Source organism: Streptomyces neyagawaensis (genome assembly GCF_023516595.1).
In the GTDB taxonomy this organism is placed as follows: Bacteria; Actinomycetota; Actinomycetes; order Streptomycetales; family Streptomycetaceae; genus Streptomyces; species Streptomyces neyagawaensis.
In genome coordinates this window covers 1-19267 of sequence record NZ_JAMGBG010000071.1, presented here as the reverse complement: position 1 = coordinate 19267, position 19267 = coordinate 1, and the positions used below count along the sequence as shown (strand labels likewise).

Annotated in this window: 17 protein-coding genes; 11 read left to right on the top strand and 6 right to left on the bottom strand. The window is 72.9% G+C overall.

From position 1 onward, the window contains the following. Nucleotides 1–62 precede the first annotated feature (62 nt). On the bottom strand, nucleotides 63–545 hold the full coding sequence (locus M8J73_RS27755) for a hypothetical protein (protein ID WP_240501088.1): 483 nt from the start codon (nucleotides 543–545) through the stop codon (nucleotides 63–65). A gap of 153 nt (nucleotides 546–698) precedes the next feature. Here M8J73_RS27755 and M8J73_RS27750 point away from each other — a divergent pair, with 153 nt between their 5' ends. Then, on the top strand, nucleotides 699–4067 hold the full coding sequence (locus tag M8J73_RS27750; protein ID WP_249829220.1) for a HEAT repeat domain-containing protein: 3369 nt from the start codon (nucleotides 699–701) through the stop codon (nucleotides 4065–4067). Between the two features lie 97 nt (nucleotides 4068–4164). Further along, nucleotides 4165–4752 (top strand): 3'-5' exonuclease, encoded by a 588-nt coding sequence (locus M8J73_RS27745; protein ID WP_055542387.1) that lies wholly within the window; start codon nucleotides 4165–4167, stop codon nucleotides 4750–4752. Nucleotides 4753–4785: 33 nt separating this feature from the next. Here M8J73_RS27745 and M8J73_RS27740 read toward each other — a convergent pair whose 3' ends face one another. Beyond that, nucleotides 4786–7590 (bottom strand): helix-turn-helix transcriptional regulator, encoded by a 2805-nt coding sequence (locus M8J73_RS27740; RefSeq protein ID WP_240501707.1) that lies wholly within the window; start codon nucleotides 7588–7590, stop codon nucleotides 4786–4788. A gap of 409 nt (nucleotides 7591–7999) precedes the next feature. Here M8J73_RS27740 and M8J73_RS27735 point away from each other — a divergent pair, with 409 nt between their 5' ends. Beyond that, nucleotides 8000–8818, top strand: coding sequence for a hypothetical protein (locus M8J73_RS27735; protein WP_249829219.1), 819 nt, complete (start codon nucleotides 8000–8002; stop codon nucleotides 8816–8818). A gap of 105 nt (nucleotides 8819–8923) precedes the next feature. On the opposite strand, the gene M8J73_RS27730 is transcribed toward M8J73_RS27735, so the two are convergent. Both M8J73_RS27730 and M8J73_RS27725 read right to left on the bottom strand, forming a co-directional pair. Then, the gene (locus tag M8J73_RS27730; RefSeq protein ID WP_249829218.1) at nucleotides 8924–9241 is read right to left on the bottom strand and encodes an AzlD domain-containing protein; all 318 of its coding nucleotides are present in this window, start codon (nucleotides 9239–9241) and stop codon (nucleotides 8924–8926) included. Continuing rightward, complete coding sequence (locus tag M8J73_RS27725; protein WP_107424033.1) at nucleotides 9238–9951, bottom strand: AzlC family ABC transporter permease; 714 nt, start codon at nucleotides 9949–9951, stop codon at nucleotides 9238–9240. Before M8J73_RS27725 ends, M8J73_RS27730 begins: the two co-directional genes overlap by 4 nt. Nucleotides 9952–10019: 68 nt before the next feature. Between M8J73_RS27725 and M8J73_RS27720 the strand changes: the two genes are divergently transcribed. Continuing rightward, entirely contained in the window at nucleotides 10020–10640 is a 621-nt protein-coding gene (locus M8J73_RS27720; RefSeq protein ID WP_079055000.1) for a helix-turn-helix domain-containing protein, read from the top strand. A gap of 218 nt (nucleotides 10641–10858) precedes the next feature. On the opposite strand, the gene M8J73_RS27715 is transcribed toward M8J73_RS27720, so the two are convergent. Then, on the bottom strand, nucleotides 10859–11062 hold the full coding sequence (locus tag M8J73_RS27715; RefSeq protein WP_043442843.1) for a cold-shock protein: 204 nt from the start codon (nucleotides 11060–11062) through the stop codon (nucleotides 10859–10861). Between the two features lie 317 nt (nucleotides 11063–11379). On the opposite strand from M8J73_RS27715, the gene M8J73_RS27710 reads away from it, so the two are divergent. The 5 genes from M8J73_RS27710 to M8J73_RS27690 all read left to right on the top strand — a co-directional run bounded on the left by M8J73_RS27710 (nucleotide 11380) and on the right by M8J73_RS27690 (nucleotide 16945). Next, nucleotides 11380–12225 carry a menaquinone biosynthetic enzyme MqnA/MqnD family protein gene (locus tag M8J73_RS27710; protein WP_055540294.1) on the top strand — a complete coding sequence of 282 codons (846 nt, stop codon included), beginning with the start codon at nucleotides 11380–11382 and terminating at the stop codon, nucleotides 12223–12225. A 157-nt stretch (nucleotides 12226–12382) separates the two neighbouring features. Continuing rightward, the gene (locus tag M8J73_RS27705; RefSeq protein WP_249829217.1) at nucleotides 12383–14164 is read left to right on the top strand and encodes a serine/threonine-protein kinase; all 1782 of its coding nucleotides are present in this window, start codon (nucleotides 12383–12385) and stop codon (nucleotides 14162–14164) included. A gap of 219 nt (nucleotides 14165–14383) precedes the next feature. After that, entirely contained in the window at nucleotides 14384–15196 is an 813-nt protein-coding gene (locus M8J73_RS27700; protein WP_249829216.1) for a prepilin peptidase, read from the top strand. A gap of 92 nt (nucleotides 15197–15288) precedes the next feature. Beyond that, nucleotides 15289–16488, top strand: coding sequence for a cyclic dehypoxanthinyl futalosine synthase (gene mqnC, locus M8J73_RS27695; RefSeq protein ID WP_055543028.1), 1200 nt, complete (start codon nucleotides 15289–15291; stop codon nucleotides 16486–16488). 7 nt (nucleotides 16489–16495) lie between these two features. Next, entirely contained in the window at nucleotides 16496–16945 is a 450-nt protein-coding gene (locus M8J73_RS27690; protein ID WP_055543027.1) for a hypothetical protein, read from the top strand. Between the two features lie 93 nt (nucleotides 16946–17038). Here M8J73_RS27690 and M8J73_RS27685 read toward each other — a convergent pair whose 3' ends face one another. Then, nucleotides 17039–18034, bottom strand: coding sequence for a chitinase (locus M8J73_RS27685; protein WP_063799339.1), 996 nt, complete (start codon nucleotides 18032–18034; stop codon nucleotides 17039–17041). A gap of 171 nt (nucleotides 18035–18205) precedes the next feature. Here M8J73_RS27685 and M8J73_RS27680 point away from each other — a divergent pair, with 171 nt between their 5' ends. Both M8J73_RS27680 and M8J73_RS45585 read left to right on the top strand, forming a co-directional pair. Beyond that, nucleotides 18206–18904 (top strand): demethylmenaquinone methyltransferase, encoded by a 699-nt coding sequence (locus tag M8J73_RS27680; RefSeq protein WP_055543025.1) that lies wholly within the window; start codon nucleotides 18206–18208, stop codon nucleotides 18902–18904. Nucleotides 18905–19028: 124 nt separating this feature from the next. Continuing rightward, the coding region (locus M8J73_RS45585; RefSeq protein WP_372504027.1) for a zinc-ribbon domain-containing protein at nucleotides 19029–19267 on the top strand (239 nt) is incomplete at its 3' end.

Genomic DNA, 19267 nt, shown 5'->3' with positions numbered 1-19267 from the left:
GCTGCCCTGGCCCACCGTGAACCGTGACGGTGAGGATGAGGCGGCGGTGAGGACCCGCCCGCCTACACCCCACCGGCCGGGTCGCCCTCACCCAGCGCGAGCCACCAGTGCCCTCCGTCCTTGACGAGGAGCAACTCCTGCTGCTGACCCGTCTTCTCGAAGGTCACCCGGATCGGGTTGAAGTAATCGACGACCCCCTCCAGCACGGTCACCTCGACGTGCCCGCTCGCCGCCTTCCCGTAGGTGTGCACCGCGTCGGCAGCCGCTGCCCTCACCCCCTGGTACGAGGGTGCGGCGAGCCGGGTGAGTCCTTCCGTGTCCCCGGCCCCGAGCCGCTGGACGTAGACCCGGACGAGGGTGTCCACGTCCTCGGCGGTCTCCCGTACGTCGGGGTACCTGGACCTCTCCGCCCGCACCGTCACATCGATGCGCGGCGAGTCCGCGAGAGCGTACGGCGCACGAATCCAGTTCCACCACACGCCCCCGGCGGCGAGGGCGGCGACGAGCACACCGCCCGCACACCAAAGAAAGACCCGTCTCCGCATCAGTCCCGTCCTCTCCCTGGGCCCGCCGTCGGCTGTCCCGCAGGCGGTCTCCCCGTAGATCCCTGCCGGACGGCTACGGTTGCACGGAGGGCGATCCCCACCGGGATTGTCACGGTGGGGACGCGGCGAAGCCCGCAGCGCTACCGTCCCCCCATGGCGCAGGACGCGAATCAGGTCGATGCCGGTGGTGACGGTGCGATCGGTGCCGGGCGGGACGTGCGTGCCGCGACGACGGGCGACCACAGCCCCGCGACGTACATCGAGAACCTGTACGTGCAGCCGCTCCCGGAGCCGGACGCCGTGCCGCCGCCCGACGAGGAGGCCGAGCAGGCCGCGTTGAAGCAGTACGCGGTGCGCGTGCGGGAGCGCTACGGCCGGCTGGACCTGGACGTGCTGATCCCGACGGAGGAGGGCGAGCACCCGCCGGTCGCGCTGCGTGAGGTGTTCGTGTCGCCGCTGGTACGGGCCGACCCGCCGCCCGTCGAACTGCCCCGCGACATCCTCAACCGCCTGGTGGAGACGGGTGACTGGCCCGTCGAACTGCCGCCCGGCGTGGAGCAGGAGTCGCTGGAACGGGCGCGGCAGGCCTACCAGGAGCGGCCCGCGCGGGACGTGCTCCAGCTTCTCGCCGCCCGTGACGCCGACCGGCTCGTCCTCCTCGGCGACCCCGGCGCGGGCAAGTCGACGCTGGCCCGGCACCTGGCGCTCGCCCTGACCGGCGGTGTCCCCCGGGGGCCGCTGCGGCCACTGGCCGGACGGGTCCCGCTCGTCGTCGAGTTACGGGAGTACGCGGCCGGGCCCTGGCGGCACCGCACCTTCGAGAAGTTCCTCGCCCACCTGCACGAGACCAACGGCCTGGCCCCACCGCCCGCGATCACGGAGCGGCTGCTGCGGCAGGGCCGCGCCGTGGTCGTCTTCGACGGCCTGGACGAACTCTTCGAACCGGCCGCCCGCGAGCGGGTCGGCCACCGTATCGCCGACTTCGCGAGCCGGTACCGCGAGACGGGCGTACGGATCGTGGTGACCTCGCGGGTCATCGGCTACCAGCGGGCGGTCCTGGAGCACGCCGACTTCCGGCACCACATGATCCAGGACCTGAGCGAGGAACAGATCGCCCTGTTCGCCCGCCAGTGGTACGCGGCCGCCTGCCCTCACGACCCCGAGCGCGCCGACCGGCTCACCCGCCGCCTCACCCAGGCGGTCGCCCACTCCCGCCCCGTCCGCGAACTCGCCGGCAACCCACTGCTGTTGACGATCCTGGCCGTGGTCGGCAGGCGACGGGAGCTGCCCCGCGACCGCCAGGGCGTGTACCGGCACGCGGTGGCCGTCCTGGTCGCCCACTGGGACGAGCACGCCAAGCATCTGCGGGTCCCCGCGGACGCCGAGGCCCTGTCGTACCTCGGTGACGAGGACCGGCACGAACTGCTGCGGCTCGTCGCCCGGCAGATGCAGAACGGCCGCGGCGGCCTGGCCGGCAACCACATCCACAGCGACGAACTGCTCGCCACCTTCAAGACGTACCTGTGCGAGCAGTACGAACTGCCGGTCGCCGAGGCCGTGGCCGCCGCCCGCACCATGGTCCGGCAGTTCCGCGAGCGCAACTTCATCTTCAGCCACTACGGCGGCGGGGTGTACGGATTCGTGCACCGGGCGTTCCTGGAGTACCTGGCCGCCGAGGACATCGACCGCCGCTACACCCGCGAACGGGAGTGGAGCCGGGAGGAGCTGATCGACGAGATCTTCGTCCGCCGGGCCCTCGACCCCGCCTGGCACGAGGTCCTGCTGCTGCTCGTCGGCCAGATCGGCGTACGCGAGGCCGGTGCCGCCGTCACCCGCCTCCTCGCCCTGCACCGCCTCCGGGCCGACGGCAACGACACCCGGCTGCTGGTCCTGGCGGTGCGCGCCCTGGGCGAGGTACGCAAGATCGGCTCGCTCGCCGAGGAGAGCCGGGCCGTGGTGGACGAGGTGATCGCCCTGTTCTCCGACGCCGCGCTCAAGGGCCGCCATCCCGGCGAACTGCGGGGCGTCCACCCGGTGCTGGCCGGGTTCGGCGCCCACTGGAGCGGGCGCCGGCGTTTCCTGCGCTGGTTCCATCTGCGGGGCCAGTTCGGCTGGAGCGTGGCGACCTCCGCCGCGCTCGCCTGCTCCCTGCACCACAGCCGGGAACTCGCACGGGTCGTCGCCGTCCACTACCGCTCCGCCGTGGCCCGCGCCGAGGCCATGGAACTACTTGCCGCCCGCTGGGGCCACGACCCCGCGACCTGGGAACTGCTGCGCGAACGCGTCACCGCCGACCGCAGCGTCGGCTGCCGCCGCGCCGCGCTGTACCTCCTCGGTCAACACGGCCGCACCGACCCCGAACTCTGGGCGCTGATCACCGAACGCGTCGTCGACGACGGCTCGGAGAGCGTGCGGGGCCGGGCCCTGGAGGTGCTGGGCAAGCTGTGGCCCGACAGCGGGGACGCCGCCCGGATCGTCCACCGGCGCGCGCTGGAGGACCCGTCCCCGGAGACCCGCTGGGAGGCGCTGCGCCTCATGGTCCGCCGCTATGTGGGCCGGGACGCGGCCGTCGCCGCCGCGTTGCTCCGTGATCGCGCGATCCGCGACCCCGAGGCGCCGATCCGCGCGTACGCGCTGCGCCGGCTCGTCCACCACGACCGCGCGGACGACACCTGGCAACTGGTCCGCGCACGCCACACCGACGACGCGAGCCCTCTGGTACGTGACGCCGCCGCCCGGCTGCTGCGCTACGAGGCGGGCGACCGGAGCGTGGTCGTCGAGCGACCGGCCCCGGACTCGGCCCCGCACGCCGACCACGCCAACGGCCACACACCGGGCGACATGCGCCGCCTGGCCCTCCAGGAACTCGTACGCGTCCATCCCGACGCGCCCGACACCTGGGCCCGCGTCCACCACGCCATGACCGACGACATCGACGAAGGGGTCCGCGCCGTCGCCGTACGACTCCTCGGCGGCCACCGCGGGACGGAACCCGGCACCCGGGAGGCGGTCGTCGACCGCTGCCTGAACGACCCCGAGGCCCACGTCCGCCACTCCGCCCTCCAGACCCTCGCCCGCCGCTGGGGCGACGACCCGGCCACCCGGCACTTCATCCGGGAGCGGGCGGTCGCCGACGACGAGGTCCGCGTCCGCTGCGCCGCGCTCGACGTCCTGGGCGCGCACTGGAGCGCGGACCCCGAGTCCCGCGCGCTCCTGCGCGCCCGCGCCGTCGACGACCCCGGCTCCCGGGCCCGCGTCTGGGCCCTCCGCTGGTCCGCGGTCCACGAACCCGGCGACGCCGGCGCGGCCCTGACGCGACACCTCGCGACGACGGACCCCCACCCCGACGTCCGCACGGCAGCCCTGTGGATCCTGGCCTTCGGCCACCCCACCGCCCCCGCCACCCTCCCCGTCCTCCAGTCCCGGGCGACGACGGACGACGACGAGACGGTACGGGCGGAGGCGACCCGAGCGGTGGCGGCGGCCGAGGCCCTGGCACCACTGACGGACCAACTGCCGTGAGCGGCGGCCCGTACGGCTCGGGTCGCGGTGGCCGAGGGGACGGGGGCGCCCGGAAATTGAGGTGCCCGCTTTGGACCCGCATCCCTACCCTCGCTCCATGAGTCACCCATCCGCCCTGCTGAACGTCATCGATGTGGAAGCCACCTGCTGGGACGGGCAGCCGCCGCCCGGTTCCGTGAGCGAGATCATCGAGGTCGGTCTCACCGTCGTGGACGTAACCGCCCGGCGCCGTGTGTCCCGGCACCGTGTTCTGGTCCGGCCTGCCCGGTCGACGGTGAGCGACTTCTGCACCGAGCTGACGGGGCTGACCCAAGCCGAGGTCGAACGGGGTGTCACCTTCGCGGAGGCCTGCCGGGTCCTCGTCGAGGAGTACGGCGCCGGGGAGCGTCCCTGGGCGAGCTGGGGCGAATACGACCGTCTGCAATTCGCCCGGCAGAGTCAGGCCGACGGGGTGGCCTACCCGTTCGGCTATCCGACGGAGCGCACCCACACCAACGCCAAGGCCGTTTTCTCCACGGCGTACGGGCTGCGCAAGAAACCCGGCATGAAAAACGCCCTGCAGATCGCCGGACTGCCTCTGGAGGGACGCCATCACCGCGGTGAGGACGACGCGTGGAACATCGCCGCCCTCGTCCTCGATCTGCTGGACCGCGGAGCCTGGCCCGTCACGGTGACGGTCGTCTAGAAGCCTTCTCGTTCCCCCCGTCCAGAAGCCTTCTCAATCCACCAGGTCCGCCGCCGTCAGCAGTCTCGTCAGGTCCGTCCTCGAGCGGACCTTCAGCTTTCGGTAGATGCGGGTGAGGTGGGCCTCCACCGTTTTGCGCGACACGAACAGTGACGCCGCCGCCTCCGTGTTGTTCAGGCCCCTCGCGATCGCCCGCGACACCTGGAACTCCTGGGGTGTCAGTTGGTCCAGGACCCCGCCCATGCCGCCGGAACCGGACCCGGTCCCGGACGGGGCGGTGGTCGGCAGACCCCCGGCCGCCGCCAGTTCGCTCGCCGCGCGCCGCGCCCACGGCACCGCGCCCAGGCGCTCGAAGCAGGCCAGGGCGGACGACAGGGGCGCCCGGGCGGCTGCCGGGCGCCGGTGGCGGCGCAGCACCTCCGCCTCGCACAGCAGTGTCCGCGCCCAGTCGAACGGGCCCGTCGTCCGCCCGTGCGCCTTCAGCGCCGCCCCGAAGCACGCCTCCGCCTCCTCCGGCGTCCCGGCCAGCAGGCCCCGTACGCGTGCGGCCGCCGCCTCCGCCGAGGCCAGGCCCGTCTCCCTCGCCCGCTCCTCCAGCCACACGACCACCTCGCCGGCCCGCGCCGCGTTCCCGGCCCGTACGTGCGCCTCCGCCAGGTCCGCCGCGAAGGGCACCACCTCCGGGTTGCCGATGCCCTGCTCCACGGCGAGTGACAACGTTTGCTCCAACTGGTCGGCCGCCGCCTCGTGGTCGCCGTACGCCAGGGCCGACAGGCCGAGCACGGCCGTCATGTGGAACTCCTGGCAGCCGATGCCGTACGCCCCGCACTCCCGCCGCGCCCGCGCCACATGCTCCTCGCACTCCACGCGGTCGCCGCGCAGTGCCTCCAGGCGGGCCAGGCAGTACAGGGCGTAGCTGACGCAGGTGAGCTGGCCCAGCTCCTCCGCCCAGCGCAGCGCCTCCGTCAGGTCGCCGCGGGCGGACGCCCACTGGCCGATCCGGGTCTCCAGTTCGCCCCGTACGGCGAGGGTGAAGCCCAGGACCCCGACCGCGCTGTGCCGCCGCGCCGACTCCACCGCCGTGTTGAGCAGGGCGCGGCCGCGCGTGAACTCCTCGACACGGCTCCACGCCTGCCCGGCGATCGCGTACACCTGCTGGTCGCGTACGGGGTCGCCCGCGCCGTGCCGGTCGGCGGACTCCAGCATCGCGCGCCCCTCGGCGGTACGGCCGGCCATGACGAGGGCGCCGCCGAGGAGGGTGAGGCTGTACCAGCGTTCGGGGCCGGACTCGGAGGCGAGGGCCAGGGACTCCTCGGCGACGCGTACGGCCGCCGGGACATGGCCGTCGAGGCGGGCGGCGGCCGTCGCCTCGGCGAGCAGGAGGCAGGCGCGGGTGGGGTCCGTGTCGCGTACGGCCTCGGCGGCGTTCACGAGCAGGCCGTACGCCTGCGCGGTCTCGCCCTTCCAGGTGTACATCCGGCCCAGCAGGCCCTGGATCGCGGCGCGCATCGCCGGGTCGGGGGTGATGCGGACGGCCTCCTCGCACCACTGGGGCCCGGCGGGGGAGCCGCTGAGGAGCGCGTCGGACGCGGCGTTGAGGAGGCGCCCGGCGCGCGCGGCGGGGTCGGGGGTGAGGTCGGCGGCCCGGCGCCAGGCCAGCGCCGCCTCCCCGAACGCGCTGCGGCGCCGGGCCTCCAGCGCGGCCTCCGCGAGCGCGGCCGCCGTGTCCTCGTCGGGGCCGGGGGTCGCGGACGCCCGGTACCAGGCGTGCAGCGGGCCCGTACTCACCTCGGCCAGCGCCTGGAACGCGGCGTAGCGCAGGGCGAGGGGGGCACGGCCCAGGACCAGGGCGCGCAACACCGGATGGTGGAAGTCCAGGCCGTCCGCCGTCGCCGTGATCAGGCCGTCCTCCTCCGCGGGGGCGAGGGCGTCGAGCGACAGCCCGGCCGCCTCCAGCGCCTTCCGCAGCGGGCCCGCCGCCGTCGAGCGACCGGCGGCGAGGACGACCAGCGCTCGGCGGGCCGGTTCGGGCAGCGCGTCGATACGGGTAGCCCAGGCGCGCTCCAGATGACTGCCGAGGGACGGCGGGTCCAGCAACGGCCGCTCCCCGCGCGCCTGTTCCTCCGTCAGCCCGCTCGCGATCTCCCGCAGGGCGAGCGGGTTGCCACCGCTGATCTGCACGAGGTCCACGAGCACGCTGGGCGCGACACCGGGCCGCCGCACCGCATCACCCGCCGCCCGGATGCCGGCGCCACCCGCCCCCGCTCTCGTGCCCGCCAGCAGCTCCGCGCACTCCTCCGCCGTCAATCCGCCCACCTGCACCGCCGGGATGCTGCGGCGCGGCCCCGACTCCCCGTGGTCCTCGCGGGAGCCGAGCGCCAGGGCGACCCGTTCGCTGGAGAGGCGGCGGGCGATGAACAGGAGGACGCGCTGGGACGAGGGGTCCACCCAGTGGAGGTCGTCGACGAGGACGACGACGGGACGCTCGTCGCCGAGCGCGGCGAGGACGTTCAGGGCGCCCATGCAGGCGGCGTACGGGTTGCCCGGCGGGTCGGCGGGGTCACCGCCCAGCGCGAGACACGACTCCAGGGCGGCGCGCTGCGCTCCGGGGAGTTCCCTGAAAAGGGACGAATAGGGCACAAGAAGGTCGCCGAGGGTGGCGAACGGGAGCACCGTCTCGGTCTCGATGCCCCGGGCCCGCAGGAGTGTCGCCGGTGCGGAGCCCGACGTTCCGGCCGTCGCCCGCTCCGCCGCGTAGTCGAGGAGAGCCGTCTTGCCGATGCCGGGCTCGCCCCACAGGAGCAGCGCCGCCCCACCCGCCACGAGCAGGTCGTCCATCAGCCGGCGTTCCCGCTCCCGACCGACGAGTCCCCGTAACAATGCGCCACCCCCTGGTGCCCGCCCGCGCCCGCCCGTCGTCGTCCATCATGCCGCGCGGAGGGCGGGCCAAGAAGGTCGAAGCCGGGATCGGTCGGGGCGAGATGTAGGGACTTCCCGGAAGCGGGCCCGATCCGTCCGGGGCTTCAATGATGTCTCGCGGGACCTCGTTGAACGGGGGATCGGGGAACCGCGCAGCACAGGGAATCAAGGGGAACAGCACGAGATCAGGAACAGCAGGTAGTCGAGCACAGCAGGAAATCAGAGGGGATCGGTGCAAGGGGGAAACCCTGAAGGACTTCCCGAGGGATTCAGGGGACCGAGGGAAGACCAGGGGATGAACCAGGTCGCGGAACAAGGGGGACGGCTCATGCCGGCATCCGTGGAACGCGGGGATCTCACCTCCGGGTCCGACCGGCCGGGCCGGTCGGACTCGCTCGACCGGCTCGACTCGGTCGAGATCAAGGTGACGTTCTCGGGTGCGGGCGCGGCCGCCGCGACCCGGGCGCTGGCGCCGGACACCGGGGGAGCCCGGCGCCGCGTCTACTTCTGTGAGGCTCTCGCCCGCTCCACGGCGCCGGGTCAGCTGCCGCTTCTGGATGCGGGGTTGATCCTGCGCCTACGGGCGGGGAGCGGGCGGGTCGGGGCCGCGACCGCGGAATTGCGGCCCTGTCGCCGGTCCCGGCTCTCGGAGCGCTGGCTGCGCTTCCGTGAGCAGGGACCGGACTCCTTCCACCTCGCGGACACCTGGTCCGGCGACCGCCGGGTCCTGTCCGCCACGCTCGTCTCGGACTGCGACCGTACGGCGGTGGAGGCGGCGGCCACGGGGGCGAAGCCGCTGGAGCTCGTCTTCTCCGACCGGCAACGGGCCTTCCTCGCCGACTGCGCCGACGTCAGCGTCGGCTTCGGCTCGCTCGACGTCCTCGGCCCCGTCCACGCGGTCCGCCGGCGTGGCGTACGGCTCGACCACCACGAGGTCACGCTGGAGCACTGGACTCTCGACGGCCGCCCGGAAGGGGGCGAGCCGCTGGAGTGGCTGGAGGTCTCCGAGCGCGTCGCCCCCGAGGGCGCCGAGGTGGTCCAGGCATCCCTCGCCGCCCTCCTGAAAGGCAAGGGCCTCGAACCCGACCTGGGCCCGGGTGTCCGCGTTCGCCGGGTTCTGGAGGAGCTGGCCGCCAGGGGCGGATAAGTCATCGCGGACGGACGCGCCGGGCGCACGCCCCCGAACCGCCGTCGCGCCCATGGCAACGCCCCACGCCCTACGCCCACCGCCGCACGCCACCGGCGCCCTCGCCTACGGCACCCCCAGCGCCCGCAGCACCCCCGCCGTCGCCGCCGCCCCCAGCACCACCACCGCGAACGGCGCCCTCCGCCACGCCAGTACGCCTCCCACCAGCACCCCGGCGGGGCGGGCCCAGCCGGCGAAGCCGCCCGACTCGGTCAGGGCGCCCGTGGCGAGCAGCGCCACCAGCAGCACCACGGCCGCGGCGGCCAGCAGCTCCCGGACCCGTGCGGGGACCTCGACCCGCCCGTGCAGCAGCGGCCCGGTGAGCCGGAGGGCGTACGTCCCCACCGCCAGGGCCAGCATCGCGACGACGACCCCGCCGCTCATGCCGCCGCCTCCCGCCGCCCCGAGGGCCGCCGGACGAGCAGACCGGCCAGCGCGAGGAGGACGGGGACTCCCGTGGGGGTCAGCGGAGTGGCCGCCAGCGCCACCACCGCCCCGAGCAGCGCGGCCCGCCGTACCGGTCGCTGCTCGCGCAGGGCGGGCAGGACGAGCGCGGCGAGCACGGCGGGGAAGGCGGCATCGAGGCCGTACGTGGCGGTGTCACCCAGGGCGGACCCGGCGAGCGCGCCCGCGAGGACGCACACGTTCCACGTGGTGAACAGGCCGATCCCGGAGACCCAGAACGCGACCCGGCGCCGTACCGGATCCCGCTGGGCCAGGGCGAAGGCCGCCGTCTCGTCGGTGACCAGGTGCGCGCCCACCAGCCGGGCGAGCCTGCCCCGGCCCAGGACGTCGGCGACCGCCAGGCTGAACGCCGCGTTACGGGTGTTGAGCAGCAGCCCCGTGGCCGCCGCCGCGAACGGGCCGCCCCCGGCCAGCAGGATCCCCACCGCGCTGAACTGCGCCGCCCCCGCGTACACCACGAGCGACATCACCACCGGCACCCACACCGGCAGCCCGCCCGCGACCGAGATCGCGCCGAAGGAGAGCCCGACGACACCGCCGGCCGTACACACCAGGGCGATGTCGCGGAGCAGCTCGGGGTCGTGGACGTCCGGACGACGGACACGTCCTGTTCGGAGAAGCGAACGCATGTTTTCTACAATGAACAGCAGGCACCCTGTTCGTCAAGGCGAACGATCGTACTTCTGGAGCGAACGACATGGCCGACGCAGCGCCCGAGAACGGAACCGGAGAGACGCGGGACGAGACGCGGCACGACGGGAAACCCCCGGCGCGCCTCCCGCTCGACTGGATCGCCGCCTCCCTCCGCCGGGAGCGCACGCGCGCCGGCCTCTCCCTCTCCGAGCTGGCCAAACGCGCCGGGATCGCCAAGTCCACGCTGTCCCAACTGGAGGCGGCGAGCGGCAACCCGAGCATGGAGACTCTCTGGGCGCTGGGCGTGGCGCTCGGGGTTCCGTTCAGCGCGCTGATCGAGCCGCCCGCGCCGGCGGTGCAGGTCATCCGGGCGGAGGAGGGGCCCACGGTCCACTCGGAGCACTCCAGCTACACGGCGGTCCTGCTCTCCGCGAGCCCGCCCGGCGCGCGCCGCGACATCTACCGCACCCGGCTGGAACCGGGTTCGAAGCGGGAGTCGGAGTCGCACATCCCGGGAACGGTCGAGCACCTCACCGTGAGCACAGGCCGGGTGAAGGCGGGCCCGAGGGGCGAGGAGGTCGTGCTGGGGCCGGGCGACTACATGGCGTTCCGGGGAGATGTCCCGCACTCGTACGAGGCGCTGGCGCCGGGAACGTCGTTCGTGCTCGTCATGCAGCACATCTGAAAGATGCGGCCCACTGGAAGGTGCGTTCCATCGGGAAGGTGCGTTCCATCGGCAAGGCGCGGCCCATCGGGAAGGCGCGGCCCATCGGGAAGGCGCGGCCCCTCCGACAGGTGCGGCCCCTCCGAAAAGGGCCGGAAAAAAGGCAGGAGTCCCGTTGCCGTGCGGCGCGGGACTCCTTGGGTACTGCTTTCAGGTCCGGATCAGAGACTGGAACGGTCTCAGATGGCGGTGACGTTCTCCGCCTGCGGGCCCTTCGGACCCTGGGTCACGTCGAAGGAGACCTGCTGGTTCTCCTCAAGCGAACGGAACCCGTTGGCGTTGATCGCGGAGTAGTGAACGAAGACGTCGGGGCCGCCGCCTTCCTGGGCGATGAAACCAAAGCCCTTTTCGGCGTTGAACCACTTAACGGTTCCGGTAGCCATAAGCCCTCCTTGGGCCCAAAGGGTCGCCCTGCTCCAGAACCTGCAAGTGTGAAACAGTGCCGCACAACTGCATACGTCTGAAAACGACTAGAGCCCGCGGTTACATGCTCCGCAGGCTCTGTACTGCAAGGGAAACCAAACTGCAACTTGCGGCGAGCCTAGCACGCGGGCAGCCGAAAGCAATAGAGGTCAAGATCACGTCACCCAGATGTTTGAGTGATCGTTGCGCCGGATTGACGACCGTCCCTCGATCGCCTCGTGCCCGCCGCTCGTACCCCGGACCCCGGACCGTACCTCATGAGGTCTAGTCTCGCGATGTGGACAATTCTCGCACCAGGCCGCGCGTAGGCCACATCCAGTTCCTGAACTGCCTGCCCCTGTACTGGGGGCTCGCGAGAACGGGCACGCTCCTCGACTTCGAGCTGACCAAGGACACCCCGGAGAAGCTCAGCGAGCAGCTGGTGCGCGGGGACCTCGACATCGGCCCCATCACCCTCGTCGAGTTCCTCCGCAACGCCGACGACCTGGTCGCCTTCCCCGACATCGCGGTCGGCTGCGACGGCCCGGTGATGTCCTGCGTCATCGTCTCGCAGGTCCCCCTCGAACGCCTGGACGGCGCCCGCGTCGCCCTCGGCTCCACCTCGCGCACCTCCGTACGCCTCGCCCAGCTGCTGCTGGCCGAGAACGTCGGGGTGCGGCCGTCGTACTACACCTGCCCGCCCGACCTCTCGCTGATGATGCAGGAGGCGGAGGCCGCCGTACTGATCGGCGACGCGGCGCTGCGGGCCAATCTGCTCGACGGCCCCATGTACGGCCTTCAGGTGCACGACCTGGGCGCCATGTGGAAGGAGTGGACGGGACTGCCGTTCGTCTTCGCGGTGTGGGCGGCGCGCCGGGACTACCTGGAGCGCAACCCGCAGGTCACCCGGCAGGTCCACGAGGCGTTCCTGGCCTCCCGCGACCTCTCCCTGGTCGAGGTCGCCAAGGTCGCGGAGCAGGCCGCCCGCTGGGAGGCCTTCGACGAGCAGGTCCTGGAGCGCTACTTCAACACCCTCGACTTCCGCTTCGGCGACCCGCAGCTGCGGGCCGTCGCCGAGTTCGCGCGCCGGGTCGGGCCCACGACGGGATTTCCGGCGGATGTGAAGGTGGATCTCCTTTCCTGAGCATTTCCTTCGCCGGCCGCCGGGCCGTCGCCGGAAATTCGTTTGACGAATTCCGGGTTCTGTGGGAGTGGCGGTCGGCGTTCGCATTCCCTTTCGGGCGTACGGCACTACGCTGCTGGGGAGTCCTGGAGTGGACGCACGGGGGAGGGGTGGGGCGATGCAGCCGCTCGACATCGGCGAACCCACGATCGTGGGTCCCTATCGGTTGCTCGGCCGGCTCGGCTCCGGCGGAATGGGTCGGGTCTACCTCGGCCGCAGCGCCGGCGGCCGCACCGTCGCCGTGAAGGTCGTGCACCCGCACTTCGCGCTGGACGAGGAGTTCCGCGCCCGCTTCCGCCGCGAGGTGGAGGCCGCCCGGCGGGTCGGCGGCGCCTGGACCGCGCCCGTCCTCGACGCCGACCCGGAGGCGTCCGTCCCCTGGGTGGCGACCGGGTACGCGGCCGGGCCCTCCCTCTCGGCGGCCGTCGCGGACGGCGGCCCGCTGCCCGAGCACACCGTCCGGGTACTGGGCGCCGGCCTCGCGGAGGCCCTCTCCGCGGTCCACGCGCTGGGCCTGGTCCACCGCGACGTGAAGCCCTCCAACGTGCTGCTCACCGTGGACGGCCCGCTCCTCATCGACTTCGGCATCGCCCGCGCCACCGACGGTACGGCCTCCCTCACCTCGACCGGCGTCTCCATCGGCTCCCCCGGCTACATGTCCCCCGAGCAGATCCTCGGCCACGGCGTCACCGGCGCCGCGGACGTCTTCTCCCTCGGCGCGGTCCTCGCCTACGCCGCGACCGGGGAGTCCCCCTTCCCGGGCGACTCCTCCGCCGCGCTCCTCTACAAGGTCGTCCACGAGCCGCCCCGGCTGGACGGTCTGCGGGGCGACCTGCGCGACCTGGTCGAGCACTGCCTCGCGAAGGAACCGGGCGCCCGGCCCGCCCCCGACGAGGTCGCCCGCGCCCTCGCCCCCGACGGCGCCGCCCGCCTGGTCACGGCCGGCTGGCTCCCCGGCTCCCTCGTCGAACAGGTCGGCCGCAGCGCCGTCCACCTCCTCAACCTGGACGCGACGGAACCGGGCCCCTCCGGGCCGGTGGGATTCAGCAGCCCTTCGGTGGGGGAGCCGGGCACGCCGACGCCGACGGACGCCACGCCGGGTGGGATGAGTGGGGTGAGCGGGACGTTCGGGCCGCCACCCGTCATGTCGCCGTCGATGCCGTCGATGCCATCGATGCCATCGATGGCCTCGATGCCGTCAGCGCCGTCCATGCCGTCGGCGCCGCCCGCGCACTCCGGCCCCGCCACGTACGTGCCCGGCGCACGCGCGGATGCCGCGGTGGCGGACACCGTGCCGCCGCCGACCGCGCCAGGCAAGATCTCCCTGAGCGTGGCCGCCGCCTCGACGACCGAGGCCGGCGGGCGTGGCCGAAGAGTGAGCTGTTCGATCGCGCTGGCCGTGGCGGGGGCCTTCGCGGCGGTCAGCGTGGGGTCGGTGTTCGTCTTCGGGATGCTCAAGAGCGAGGACGACGCCAACAGCGACAGCGCGGCCCCCGCACCGACGGCGAGCGTGAGCCCCTCCGAGGTGCCGGGCGACACGAAGGGCGACGTACCGGCGAAGTACCTCGGCACGTGGGAGGGCGACGGCTACGCACTGGACGGCAAGCTCCCCGCCGGCACCTTCCGGATCACCCTGAAACAGGCCGCCGTCGGTAAGGACCTCGGCACCTTCCGCTCGGTCGACCCGCTGGGCGGCGCCTGCGACGACAAGCTGGTCCTCAAGGAGGTCACGGACGCACACGTCCTCGCCACCAGCATCGCCGACACCGAGAACAACCCCGGTACCTGCACCAGCAACACCCACGTCGTCACCCTCACCCTCGACGGCGACGCACTCCAGTACGCGGCGGACAACGCGGACGCCGGCGACCCGACGGCCCGGCTGAAGAAGCTGAAGTAGGAACCGCACACCTGGCTGACCCCGGCCCCGTAGGGGCGCGGGGAACTGCGCGACAAGCCCACGCCGTTCCCGCACCCGCCGACGAAACCCCCGCACCCCGAGCCGAACGGCGAGCGCGGGGTCGAAGGGGCGGCAGCCCCTGGAGGACGGGACGGGCAGGGGCGGCGGGGGCCGAAAACCCTGGCGGCCCCCGCGCCTCACCCCCCTAGGCTGACCCCCGTGGATCCGGACCTCTGGTTGATCGTCCTGACGGCCGTCGGCGCCCTCTGGGGAGCGGCGGCGGGGGCCCTGCTGCCTCGCCCCGCCTACCGTTTCGCGGTCGACGAGGACTCCCCCTGGCAGACCACGTGCCCCTCGGGCCACCCCCTCACCGGCCCTGCCCGCGGCTGGCTGGGCCGCGCCCGCTGCCCGGCCCCCACCCCAGCCACCGCAACCGCAACCGCCCCCGCCACAGCAATCCTTGACTCCACGGCCCCCACCCCCTGCACCTACGGTCCAAGCACCCGCACCCTCGCCGCCCTCACCTCCCTCGTCTGTGTCACGCTCGCCCTGGCCACCGGCGTACGCCCGGAGCTCGGCGTCTGGTTCGTTCTCGCCCCGCTCGGCGTTCTGCTCGTCCTGATCGACCTCAAGGTTCAGCGCCTCCCCGACCCGCTGACCCTCCCGTTCGCCGCCCTCGCGCTCCTCCTCCTGGGCGGCGCCGCCCTCCTCCCCGAACACGCGGGCGAGTGGCGCACCGCGGCGTTGGGCGCCCTCACGCTCGGCGGCGCGTACTTCCTTCTCTTCCTCATCCGCCCCCTCGCCCTCGGCTTCGGCGATGTGAAGCTCGCCGTGGGCCTGGGCGCGGTTCTCGGCTGGTACGGCTGGGGCGCCCTGTACGTCGGCACCTTCGCCGGCGCGCTCGTCGGCAGTGTCTGGACCGTCGTCCAGGCCGTCCGCGGTCGGGCGGCACGCCGACAACTCGTCGCCCTGGGGCCGTTCATGATCGCGGGGGCGTACCTGGGCCTGCTCCTGGAGGCGTACGCGGCGTGAGGTCCGGGGACGTCCGGGCTGACGTCGGCCGTGCGCGGCGGCTGGCGTAGGCTGGCGTGGTCCGTCCAACCCTTACGAAAGGGACGCTCCCGGTGACCGAGAAGGCCGACCTCCAGTCCGTTCTCGACCGTGCCGCCGAGGGTGGGCGGATCACACCGGAGGAGGCGCTCGACCTCTACCGCGATGCTCCGCTGCACGCGCTCGGCTCCGCCGCCGACGCCGTCCGCCGCCGCCGTTACGCGGGCACCGAGCACATCGCGACGTACATCATCGAGCGCAACATCAACTACACCAACGTCTGCGTGACGGCGTGCAAGTTCTGCGCGTTCTACGCCCCGCCCACGGCCAAGGACAAGGGCTGGACCCGCGACCTCGACGACATCCTGCGCCGCTGCGCGGAGACCGTCGAACTCGGCGGCACCCAGATCATGTTCCAGGGCGGCCACCACCCGGACTACGGCGTCGACTACTACGAGAAGCACTTCGCCGCCATCAAGAAGGAGTTCCCGCAGCTGGTCATCCACTCCCTCGGAGCCTCCGAGGTCGAGCACATGGCCAGGATCTCCAAGGTGAGCGTCGAGGAGGCGATCCAGCGGATCCACGCCGCCGGCCTCGACTCCTTCGCGGGCGCCGGCGCGGAGCTGCTCCCCGAGCGTCCCCGCAAGGCCATCGCGCCGCTCAAGGAGTCCGGTGAGCGTTGGCTGGAGATCATGGAGACCGCGCACAACCTGGGTGTGGAGTCCACCTCCACCATGCTGATGGGCACCGGTGAGACCAACGCCGAGCGCATCGAGCACCTGCGCATGATCCGTGACGTACAGGACCGCACGGGCGGGTTCCGCGCGTTCATCCCGTACCTCTACCAGCCGATGAACAACCATCTGAAGGGCCGCACCCAGGCCACGATCTTCGAGTACCTGCGGATGATCGCGATCTCCCGGCTCTTCATGGACAACATCGCCCACATCCAGGGCTCCTGGCTGACGACCGGCCAGGACGCGGGCCAGCTCACGCTGCACTACGGCGCGGACGACCTCGGCTCGGTCATGCTGGAGGAGAACGTCGTCTCGGCGGCCGGTGCCAAGCACCGCTCCAACCTCCAGGAAATGATCGACATGATCCGCACGGCGGGGCGGGTCCCGGCCCAGCGCTCCACGACGTACGAACACCTCGTCGTCCACGACGACCCGGCGAACGACCCGGTCGACGCGCGCGTCCAGTCCCACATCTCGTCCACGGCGATCGAGGGCGGCACGGCCCACCCCGAGCTGAAGATCCTCGCGTCCAACTAGCCCTCGCATGCTGACGATCCACGCCGCCGACGAGGTACGCCTCACCTGGGACGACCCGGAGCCCGTCAAGGACGGCGCCGTGGTCGTCGAGGGCATCCGGGTCCGGGCCGCGGGACCACTGGAGGAGATCCAGGAGCGGTTCCCGGGCGCCCGCGTGCGCCGGTGGCCCGGTGTGCTCGGCCCCGCCCGCGTCCACGAGGGCCCCCTCCCTGACGCGCCCACCCCAAGGGAACGCGTCCACGTGGTGCTGAAGTCCGGGGCGACCGCCGTGCTGGCGGACCACACGGACACCCCCGAACTCCGCGCCGCCGCCGAACGGAACGACGTCGTCGTGCTCGCCGCTCCCCGCCCGCCGGCGATCGTCGACGACGGCCGGGCGGACCTGGCGGTCTTCGACGAGGCGGGCACCTGTGTGGCGACGGTCTGCGCGGGCCGCCTGGTGCACCGCCGCCGCTGACGACACGGGCGCCGTTGACGACACGGGCACCGTTGACGACACGGGCACCGCTGACGACACGGGCACCGCTGACCGCGGGGGCCGCCGCCCCGCTCATCCCGAGAACGCCTCCGCGAACGCGCCGGCCTCCTGCTCGACCCCGCTGCAGTCGGTCAGGGCGTCACTCGCCCCGTCCCCGCACTCCCGGTCCCGGAACGTCGCCCACATGGAGACCCAGGCGATCCCCTTCTCCTCCGCGAACTTCCTGACCTGCGCCGCGTCCTCCAGCGTGAACGTCTCGTTCTCCACGTCGTTGACGCCGAGCATCGAAGTGAGGGCGAGAGCCCTCCACGCCGTGGCCGGGGACGTTTCGAAGACGTCCCGCACCTGTCGGTGCGTGGCCCTCGCGGCCCGCTCCGCGTAGTCGCCCATGTCGCCGTCGTACGAACTGGCGTAGTTCATGGTCATGATGTTGACGGTGGAGACCTCGACGGACGCGTCATTCGCCGAGTGGAGCAGGGCGAGGGCGTCGTCGTCGAGGCCGGACGGCATCACGGGGAGCGTGAACGAGACGGTGAGGCGGGGCCGATCCCGCTGGAGGCGGGCGATCGCCTCGGACCGCAGGTCCACCGCGTCGGAGTCCTTCAGCGCGTCCCCCTCGACGTCGAAGTCGGCGGCCGTCGCGCCGGCGGCGTCCAGTGCCGCGCCGTACGCGTCGGCGAGGTCGTCCGCGTCGTCGCAGGCGCCGGCCAGTTCCGTCCCCGACGCCCCGCCGAAGGACACCCGCACCGACGCCCCGGACTCCGTCAGCGCCGCGACACGGGACTTCACCGCCCTGTCGCCGAGGGGGGTGGTCCCGTTCCACGCGGGCTCGCACGCGTCGCCGTCGGCGATCACGAAGGCGAGCTGGTACGCCGCCGCCGACCCGGCGTCGTCGAGGTCGGACGCCTCCGTGGCGTCCACGTAGGGGGCGTACACCGTGGAGGTCCCCGCCGCCTTCTCGGCGGCCGTCGCCTTCGCGTCGGGTGTCCTCGGCGCCCCGCTCGGCGCGGAGGCGGACTCCGTCGGCCCCGTGGCGCAGCCCGCGCACGCCAGGACCAGCGCGGACATCACGGATATCGCAGAGATCGCGGATATCGCGGATATCAGTGGGGCGGCCGGTTTCGGGACATTCCTCATGCTGCTCACGCGGGAAACCAATCACACCGGGCCGCGCGCCACGCCGTGGTCGCCGGGACGGGCGCTGCGAGGCCGCTCGGCCCCTACTGCCACAATGGGCCCGTGACCCGCGCATCCCTGGACAAGCAGCCGCACGAAGTCGCCTCGATGTTCGACCGAGTGGCGGAACGGTACGACCTGACCAACGACGTGCTGTCCCTCGGGCAGGACCGGCGCTGGCGCAAGGAGGTCGCGCGGGCGGTGGACGCCCGCCCCGCCCAGAAGGTCCTGGACCTGGCGGCCGGCACCGGCACCTCCTCACAGCCCTTCGCACGGACCGGCGCGTACGTCGTCCCCTGCGACTTCTCCCTCGGCATGCTCCGGGTGGGCAAGGAACGCACCCCCTGGCTGCCGTTCACCGCGGGCGACGCCACCCGGCTGCCGTTCAAGGACGACACCTTCGACGCGGTGACCATCTCCTTCGGCCTGCGGAACGTCCAGGACACGGACGCCGCGCTGCGCGAGATGCACCGGGTGACCAAGCCCGGCGGGCGGGTCGTGATCTGCGAGTTCTCGCACCCGACCTGGGCGCCGTTCCGGACCGTCTACACCGAGTACCTGATGCGGGCGCTGCCGCCGACCGCGCGCGCCGTGTCGTCCAACCCCGACGCGTACGTGTACCTCGCCGAATCCATCCGCGCCTGGCCCGACCAGGCCGGTCTCGCCGAGCGGCTGCAGAAGGCCGGCTGGGGCAAGGTCGCGTGGCGGAACCTCACCGGAGGGGTCGTCGCCCTGCACCGGGGGTTCAAGGTTCACCCGTAAGGGGGAAGCCTCAGAGGGCGCCCTGTTGATGGGAACCGGTCAACGGAAAACGCCGTCCGTTTGATACGTCACCGCACACGCGGCACCCGTGTGCCCACGTCCGATCACGGCACGAGTTCTCTGGATGACGGAGCGTTCCATGACGTCCTACTGTCCGCACTGCGGGGCCCCCGGCCCCGACGACGCGCGTTACTGCATGAAGTGCGGGCGGGAACGCATACCGGTCCCCTCGGCGCCCCCGGCACCGGACGCGCCCGCCGGCCCGGGCGCCCCGACTGCGCCGCCCGCCTCACCGACCGAGCCCGCGTCGACCCCGCCGGCCGCTCCCCGGGCCGCTCCACCGGCCGCCCCTCCGTCGGCCCC